Consider the following 8,886-nt stretch of genomic DNA (forward strand, 5'->3'; position numbering starts at 1 on the left):
CTAATGTGGAAACTGTGATGTAACTTTCGCGTTGCAAACTCAAAGAAAAACGCCAATTACCGTAGTATCTTTCCTTGTGACTGCCGAAACTAAAGAAATCAAAGAAAGTGTCGACGGCTCACCCGAAGTGACCATCGACCGCGTGGAGAGACCGCCTATGGACGGCCCCTCTCCTACGACGCTGACTCGTTGGACAGCGATTATCGCTGGAATCGTCGGTTTCATTTGCTTTGTCATCACACCGTTCCTCCCGGTCGTGAATACTCAGTCCTCCGTGTCTTGGCCTCAGCGCGACACACTGAATTCAGTGGATGCACCGCTTATGGCGCAGGCGCCGTTGGATTTGAGCGTCGATTTGCCTCTGTCGCTGACGGATGAGCTTTCCGACAAGCGGACAACCCTGTTGTCGACTATCCCGCCGACCGCGGATAAGCCGACCAAACGGGGCTTGATGGTGCGTTCGGGCAAGGACGGCCTCGATGTCATTCTGCGCGACAGCGTGGTGATGAGCCTGGATAAGAAGGAGCTTGCCAGCAACAAGGGCAAGATCCTGGAGATCCGCTCAAACGAGCATGAGACCACCGTCAACATCGACGGCGCCAAGAACTCAGATGGCGAGAAGCTCACCGCCACCACGCAGGGCGATTACCGCCCGCAGGTCACCGGTATTTACACTGACCTGCCCGCTGACGGCGACGTGGCCAAGGCGGTAGCCGATGGACTCGATGTCCACATGAACATCGACTCCCGCTACACCTCACACCCGACAGTGGTGAAGTACATCGTCATGTACTTGGGTCTGCTTCTGACGCTGGCTTCCCTGGTCGCGTTGGCTCGCATTGACCGTATCGACGGTTCCCCCTTCACTCCGCTGTTCAAACGCGGTGCGTTGAAGCCGACTCCGCTGGACATCCTGGTCGGCACGATTTTGGTTGTTTGGCACTTCATCGGTGGCAACACCTCCGATGACGGTTACATCTTCACCATGGCGCGCGTCTCCGACGAGTCGGGCTACATGGCGAACTACTACCGTTGGTTCGGCGCTCCTGAGTCACCGTTCGGCAGCCCCTACTACGACCTGCTGTCGCTGATGGTGAAGGTATCCACTTCGTCTCTGTGGATGCGACTACCGGCGCTGCTGTCCGCACTGCTGGTGTGGTTCATTATTTCCCGAATGGTTATCCCGCGCCTCGGCGACAAGATTGCCCAGCGCCGGGTGGCCTACTGGTCTGCTGCTGGTGTGCTGTTGGCCTTCTGGCTGCCGTACAACAACGGACTGCGCCCGGAGCCGGTCATTGCTCTGGGATCCCTGCTGACCTGGGTATTCATCGAGCGCGCAATTCTGACTCGACGCCTGCTGCCAGCTGCAGTCGCAGTGGTTATCGCCACGCTGGCACTGGGCTCGGGCCCAACGGGCCTAATGGCAGTTGCCGCCCTGCTCGCAGGCATCCCGATGCTGGTGCGCATTGTCGTTGAGCGCCATAAGGCTCTCGGTGGTGGTTGGCAGGCCCCACTGATGCAGATTGCACCGTTCCTGGCTGCGGGCACCGCCATCTTGGTCGGTGTCTTCGGCGACCAGACTTTGGCCACGGTCCGCGAGTCCATTCGCGTCCGCAGCATCATCGGCCCGTCGGAGCCTTGGTACAACGAGTTCGTCCGCTACTACTGGCTGGTGCTGCAGTCGGTCGACGGCGCCTTCCCGCGTCGTTTCCCGGTTCTGATTGCACTGGCGTGCTTGAGCATCACGATTGCCGCGCTGCTTCGTCACCGCACCGTTCCGGGGGCTCTGGCCGGTCCGTCGGCACGCCTGGTGTTCATGTTCATCGGCACCATGTTCTTCCTGACCTTCACGCCGACAAAGTGGACGCACCACTTCGGCGTATACGCGGGCATCGCGGCTTCCCTGGCAGCACTTGCCGCTATGGCCATTAGCCATTGGGTAGCAGGTAACCCGCGCAACCAGCTGTTCTTTGCCGGTGGTATCACCTTCATCCTCGCTTTCTCGCTGATGGGCATTAACGGTTGGTGGTATGTGTCGTCCTACGGTGTGCCGTGGTTCGACAAGACTATTCAGTTGCGCGGCCACCAGCTGGGTTCAGCAGTATTGGCTCTGGCCTTGCTACTGCTGCTGGCTGGTGCCGTAATGAACTTCGTCCAGGAGTTCCGTACCAAGCCGAAGTCGCAGGAAAAGTCGGCACGTGTGCGCCGCATCAATGCAGTTGCATCGTCCCCGATTGCAGTGACGACGCTGCTGGTGACGATGTTCATGGTGGCTTCGCTGGGCAAGGGCGCAGTGTCGCAGTACCCGGCATACTCGGTCGCCGCAGGCAATATCCGCTCCTTGGCTGGTCAGACATGTAATATGGCGAGCGATGTACTGATGGAAACCGATCCGAACGATGGCTTCCTGAATACCGTCGATGGCAAGCCGCTAGCGGAATCGCTGCGCGGTGGCGACAAGAACCGTGGCTTCGACCCGAACGGCGTCCCGTCAAACATGAAGGCCGAAGCTGTGGACACCAGCCAGAGCCAGGCAAGTACTGCCGACACTGATGATCAATCTACTGATCCGGAAGCCACAGTTGAGGGCGGTTCCGCGTCGGGCACCGACGGCGGCAAGCGCGCCGACAAGGGTGTCAACGGCTCGCAGGTCGAGCTGCCATTTGGCTTGGATCCGGATAAGGTGCCGGTGCTTGGCTCCTACTCCGAGGACATTCAGCGTCCTGCAAGCCTGGAAACTTCCTGGTTCCAGCTGCCTGAGATTGACGAGGACCACCCGCTGCTCGTCGTATCGGCGGCCGGCCGTATCTTCCACCACGACATAAACGGTGTGGCTCAGCCGGGTCGCAAGCTGGTGGCACAGTACGGTCGCACTGGCGGCGACGAGGATGGCTTCGAGGTCCTCTCCGAGTCGGAGCCGATTGATATCGGCCCTGCTCCGACCTGGCGTAACCTGCGCTTCCTGACCGAGGAGATCCCAGAGGGAGCCACCGCTGTGCGACTGGTCGCGGAGGACAATGACGTCTCCGAGGATCAGTGGCTGGCGCTGACCCCGCCTCGCCTGGCCGAGCTGCAGTCGATGACTGATGTCATTTCGCCGGAAACTGCGACTATCCCGGACTGGCCGGTTGCCTTCCAGTTCCCGTGTCAGCGTCCATTCGACCACTACGCCGGTGTCGCGGAACTTCCGGAGTACCGCATCACTCCGGACCGTGGCCTGAAGGTCGTCGGTGCAGATGTCTGGCAGTCGGTCGACGGCGGTGGTCCGCTCGGATTCTCCGATGCTGTGAATGAGGCTACGTCCGTACCGACTTACCTCAAGAACGACTGGCGCCGCGACTGGGGTTCCGTCGAGAAGCTCTCGCCGCGTCCGAATAAGGACAAGGTCAAGCCGGATGTCGCCGAAATTGAGTATGAAGATATCACTCGCTCGGGTCTATACTCGCCCGGGAAGATGATTGTGAAGGATCCCTAGGCAAAGGAGCCTCGGTGCTTCCTTCACCTAAGGAGCCCGAGTGACTGCACAAACCCGTTCCATCGTTGTCGCCGCAATGGTTGTGACTGACCCGGTGGGGCGGGTTTTGTGCGTTCGTAAGCGGGGTACGGATACGTTCATGCTGCCCGGTGGCAAGTTCGAGCCGGGTGAGTCCGTCGATAACCCGGAGGTCACCGCCGCGCGCGAGGTCTCCGAGGAGCTCGGCGTGGACATTGAGCTATCGCAGTTGCGTCCGTGGAATATCGCCCGTGCGGCCGCCGCCAACGAGGCGGGCTTCGAGGTCGTCGGCCACCATGTGCGCTATGTCGGCGAGTTCACCGATGAGCTGGCGAACGTTCAGCCCCACGCCGAAATTGAAGAGGTCCGCTGGCTCGACCCCTGGCTACCGACCGGGAAAATCGCCCCTATGCTGGTCGAAACCACTCTGCCGAAGCTCCGCGAAGAGCTGCCCCAGCTTGCCGCTGGCCGTGAACAGCCACAGCGCGCACTGTCGTCACTGACTGTCTTCTGCGGCTCCGGCTTCGGCAACGATCCCGCCTGGCGCGTCACCGCCGAACGCCTCGGCCAGACACTCGCGGAAAATCGGGTGGAGCTCGTCTACGGTGGCGCGGCGATTGGTCTTATGGGCACGGTTGCTAACGCGTCGCTTGACGACGGCGGCAGTGTCACCGGTGTCATCCCTGAGGTCCTGGTCAAGAAGGAAATTGCCCATCCGCGGCTGACTCACCTGGAAACTGTCGCGACCATGGCCGATCGAAAGTCACGCATGTATGAGCTCGGCGATGCTTTTGTTGCGCTCCCCGGCGGTGCGGGCACGCTGGAGGAGTTCTTCGAGGTGTGGACGCAGCAACACCTGGGGATTCATGTTAAGCCAGTGGCGTTGCTGGGACCTTCGGGCTTCTGGGAGCCCCTGCTAGCGCTACTGCGCAATGTTGTGGATGCGGGCTTTGTGCGGCCGGAGCTTCTCGATGCGCTTATTGTCGTCGACGACGTCGACAAGCTCCTGCCTGCGTTGATTGCGTGGCGTGCGGGGCGGACGAAGTTTTAGTCCGGCCCCTGACCCCACAACACGCTGCTAGTGAGCAGCAGCCAGCTGCTGCAGCTCAGCTTCGGTTCCGTTGAAGACGTCCTCGTCCACGTTGGTCGGGATGCCATCGACGCGGCCGGTGGAGGAACGCTGCCAAAAGGCCATGCTCTCCCAACCGCCCGGCAGCGAGGTCGGAGCGTTGTCTTCGTAGGCGGCGAGCCACAGCGGGTAGTCGGTGAAGTCGGTCGAGTCGCCCATCGGGTTCTGCCAGAACCAACGGTAGGTGTAAATCATCGGGGTTTCGCCGGTCTTTTCCTCTACGCGCTCGAGGAAGTCCTTGGTCCACTTCTGCAGCTGGGTTGGGTTGAGACCATTGTCCAGCTCGATGTCCAGCACAGGCGGCAGTGTCTTGTCTGTGGAGATTTGTTCATCGCGCTGCTGCAGTGCTTCTACGTACTGGTCAGCCTGCGCGGTTGCGGAGCGATCCGGATGTGCCTTGTGGTAGCTGCCCACATACAGACCGGCCTTCGCTGCAGCAATGGAGTCCTCGAGGAAGTACTTTTGGTCACCTTCGACACCGTCGGTGGCCTTGATGAAAGCGAACTTCTGGCCGCTGGCTGCGACCTCGTCCCATTTCAGTGCGACGCCACCTGGGCGCTGCCACTTGGAGACGTCCACACCGGTCGGCCCCATGTGGAAGCCGGTGCGCGCCGAGTTCGACGATGCGCTGGTAGCCGAACCAGTTGACGAACCGTTGGCACCAGAGCCCTGCGGCTCTTGAACATCCGACGCAACCGGCGCATCGGTGATGCTTGGTGATTCAGTCAAAAAGTCGAGCGACCCCTTGGAATCAGCAGCGGACGGGTTGGAGTGTGCAGATGCGTCCTGGGGCTGCGCGTCTGCCGGTGCAATAACACCCAAGGTCAGCGGCGCAACGGCCACGATACTTGCCAAAGTGGCGCGGCCCGGGCGTCGCTTCAGCACCGCGGTCGCGGAGAGTGGAAGAAATTTCATGGTTTGCACCTTACCCCCTAAACCACTTCAGCCCCATTCGTAAGCCTAAACTTATCCCACCCCTCCAGTCACAGCTTCAATCCGCCCTTGCCCCTAGACTGGCGGCATGACAAATAGCACTAATACTGAGACCCAGTCCGCAACGTCCCAATTCTCAACGACTCCTCGCCCACAGGATGACCTCTACTTGGCCACCAACGGTGAGTGGATTAGCAATCACGTCATCCCGGCTGACCGCCCCATCGATGGCGCTTTTTACAAGCTGAGGGATGAGGCGGAGGAAAACGTCCGCGAGCTCATCACCACTGCCGCCGATGCGGATCCGAATTCCCGTGTCGCTCGTTTGTACAACTCTTTTATGGACGAAGCCGCTATTAATAACGCCGGCGCAGCTCCTCTCGCGCAGGATTTAGAAATGATTGCCTCCGCCGAGAACGCGCATGAGCTGGCGTTGGCGCTCGGCCGCCTCGACCGCCTCGGTGTCGGTGGTGCGCTCGGGTACTGGGTAGAGAAGGATTCCGGCTCGGACCTGGATGCTCTCTATCTGTTGCAGTCGGGCCTCGGCCTCCCGGATGAGGCTTACTACCGCGAGCCTGGTCACGCCGACACCCTCGCTGCCTATGAGCAGCATGTTGCCGCTATGTTGAAGCTCCTCTCCTCGCATGACGACGGCGCGGGGGACCTCTCCACCGCACTTGCTGCATTCGAGTTGGTGGACCCGGCCGCTGCGGCGGCGCGCATCGTGGCTTTTGAAAAACGAATTGCCGCTGGTCACTGGAATGTGGTCGATACCCGCGACGCACTGAAGACCTATAACAGGACGGCCATTGCTGACCTCCCCACCGGCTTCCCGGTCGCGGAGTGGCTCGCGGCCACCGGTGTCAATGAGACGAACCAGACTGCCATCGACACCATCGTGGTGATGATGCCGTCGTACTTCGAGCACTTGAGCAAGCTGTGGCAGGACACTGACCTGGCAGATCTGCGCCTGTGGGCACTGTGGCGCGTCCTCCACCAGCGCGCCGCCTACCTGTCGGATGACTTCTCTGCGGAGAGCTTTAACTTCTACGGCCGCACCTTGCAGGGTTCGACCGAGCAGCGTGCACGCTGGAAGCGTGGTGTTGCCTTTGCGGACGGGGCGGTTGGACATGACGTCGGCAAGCTGTATGTGGAAAAGCACTTCCCGCCGGAGTACAAGGAGCAGGTCCTGGAACTGGTGGACTACCTGCTGGCGGCGTACCGGGAGCGCATTTCGAAGCTGCCGTGGATGACGAAGGCGACGCAGGAGCGGGCGCTTGAGAAGTTGTCGCTGTTTAAGGCCAAGATTGGTTACCCGGAGCGTTGGCGTGATTACTCGGCGATGGAGCTCGGGGATTCCCTGATGGACAATGCTCGCGCTGCCAGCGCTTTTGCGCATGATTATGAGGTGGCAAAGCTGGGTACCCCGGCCAATCGCGATGAGTGGCATGGCACTCCGCAGACGGTCAATGCCTTCTACAATCCGGTGGTCAATGACATCACGTTCCCGGCTGCGATTTTGCAGTCGCCGTTCTTCTCACCGGACGCTTCTCCGGCGGAGAACTTCGGTGGCATCGGTGCGGTTATTGGTCACGAGATTGGGCATGGTTTTGATGACCAGGGCTCACAGTATGATGGCCACGGCAATCTTCACCAGTGGTGGACCGATGAGGATCGCGCAGCTTTTGAGAAGCTGACCTCCGCACTGGTGGATCAGTACGAGGGACTGGTGCCGCAGGCTCTGCGCGAGCAGGCCGAGGAGGGTGCTGACCTGCCCGGCGTCAACGGTCGCTTCACCCTGGGCGAGAACATCGGTGACTTGGGCGGGCTCGGTATTGCCGTCGTCGCTTTCCGGCGTTTCCTCGCTGCCCGCGGAAAGGAACTCGGACTGGAGGACACCCCAGAGACCTACCGTGATCTGTTCAAGCAGTGGGCACTGGTCTGGCGTTCCAAGATTCGTCCGGAGTTTGCACGCCAGCTGCTTGCCATCGACCCGCACTCGCCAGCGGAGTTCCGCTGCAACGTCATTGCCAGCAACATCGATGAGTTCCATGAGGCCTTCGCCACTTCAGCGGGCGACGGCATGTGGCGTGAGCCGAATGAGCGCGTGAATATCTGGTAGCGCTGCGGAAACCCAATCTGCGCTGCGTTACCCTCCGACGTCTTCTGGGACCCTCCGAGGCCTTCCGCAGCCTCCGGGGACAGCCATCGCCTCACCGTTTACTACAAATGCAAAAGCTAACTTTTTGTTTTTGCAAACATGGAACTAAAATCACAGGTGAGGCGCACGCTTTCCCGATGACCGAGTCGGGCAGGATCCAATCAAGCGAGGTTCCTGTTACAAGTGCGCTTGCTAAGTGCTCTTGCTGGAGGAGGCCGCTGTGGACAGTCGCGACATCCAAGCACTCACCGCCGTCAAGCTCTATTACGGCGAGGGGCTCACACAGTCTCAGGTTGCAACCGAACTCGGGGTTTCCCGTCCAACGGTCTCTAAACTGCTCAACCTTGGCCGCGAGCGCGGTTACGTGCGCATTGAAATCCACGATCCGCGCGAGGAAGCCTCAGAGACCGCTACGCAGATGCGGGATCGCTACAAGTTGAACGATGTGCGCCTGGCGCAACCGGCACGCGCTGGCAACGCAGTCTTGCTCCGCGAGTTGGGGCGTGTGGGCGCCGAGCTTCTCGACGAGCTGGTGGTCGACGGTACCCTCGTCGGTGTTTCGTGGGGTAAGACCATGTACTCCGTATCCACGCAATTGAAGTCCAAGGATGTCTCGGGCGTGGAAATTGTGCAGCTCAAGGGAGGAATGAGCCACTCTGATAAGTCCACGAACGACATCCGCACTATTGGCGGTTTCTGCCACGCTTTCCACGCCTATGCCCGCACATTGCCGCTGCCGGTGATTTTCGATTCGGTCGAGACCAAGCGCATCGTGGAACAGGATCGGTTCATCGCCAGCGTATTGGCGCTTGGCCGGACGGTGGACATTGCCGTTTTCACTGTCGGCGCAGTCGACCATGATTCGCTGGCCTTGAACTTGGGGCAGCTGTCGGCAACCGAAAAGGACTTACTCGTGGAGCGCGCAGTGGGCGATGCCTGCTCACGCTTCTACCGCCCGGACGGTGGCATTGCGCTGCCAGAGGTCGATGCCCGCACGGTAGGTATCAGCCTCTCTGACCTGCGCCGGATCCCCACTCGGGTACTTGTGGCCGGTGGCGCCCACAAGGCCGCGGCCATCGACGTAGCCCTTCGAACAAATTTGGCTACTCACCTGGTCATCGATGACGCCACTGCAGAACGGCTGCTTGCGCTCGACTCCCCCGCTAGCCC

At 60.6% G+C, this 8,886-nt stretch carries 5 protein-coding genes; 4 read left to right on the plus strand and 1 reads right to left on the minus strand.

From position 1 onward, the window contains the following. Nucleotides 1–76 precede the first annotated feature (76 nt). Together NQ014_RS09485 and NQ014_RS09490 are read left to right on the plus strand one after the other, a co-directional pair. A complete protein-coding gene (locus tag NQ014_RS09485) occupies nt 77–3,475 on the plus strand; it encodes an arabinosyltransferase domain-containing protein (protein ID WP_257075009.1) in 3,399 nt (1,132 codons plus the stop codon). Between the two features lie 40 nt (nt 3,476–3,515). Beyond that, a complete protein-coding gene (locus NQ014_RS09490) occupies nt 3,516–4,544 on the plus strand; it encodes a TIGR00730 family Rossman fold protein (protein ID WP_257075010.1) in 1,029 nt (342 codons plus the stop codon). 27 nt (nt 4,545–4,571) lie between these two features. Here the strand turns inward: NQ014_RS09490 and NQ014_RS09495 are convergent, their stop codons facing one another. After that, nucleotides 4,572–5,537 (minus strand): glycoside hydrolase family 25 protein, encoded by a 966-nt coding sequence (locus NQ014_RS09495; protein WP_257075011.1) that lies wholly within the window; start codon nt 5,535–5,537, stop codon nt 4,572–4,574. 106 nt (nt 5,538–5,643) lie between these two features. Between NQ014_RS09495 and NQ014_RS09500 the strand changes: the two genes are divergently transcribed. Continuing rightward, entirely contained in the window at nt 5,644–7,677 is a 2,034-nt protein-coding gene (locus NQ014_RS09500) for a M13 family metallopeptidase (protein WP_257075013.1), read from the plus strand. A gap of 259 nt (nt 7,678–7,936) precedes the next feature. Continuing rightward, nucleotides 7,937–8,886, plus strand: a 950-nt coding sequence (locus tag NQ014_RS09505) for a sugar-binding transcriptional regulator (RefSeq protein ID WP_257075015.1), incomplete at its 3' end; no start/stop codon positions are given.

The sequence above is a fragment of the Corynebacterium sp. 5QC2CO genome (assembly GCF_024580435.1).
GTDB classification, from domain to species: Bacteria; Actinomycetota; Actinomycetes; order Mycobacteriales; family Mycobacteriaceae; genus Corynebacterium; species Corynebacterium jeikeium_D.

Excerpts from the sequence above, each read along its gene's own strand:
- NQ014_RS09495 (WP_257075011.1), bottom strand. The coding sequence starts at position 5,537 with ATGAAATTTCTTCCACTCTCCGCGACCGCGGTGCTGAAGCGACGCCCG.
- NQ014_RS09500 (WP_257075013.1), top strand. The coding sequence starts at position 5,644 with ATGACAAATAGCACTAATACTGAGACCCAGTCCGCAACGTCCCAATTC.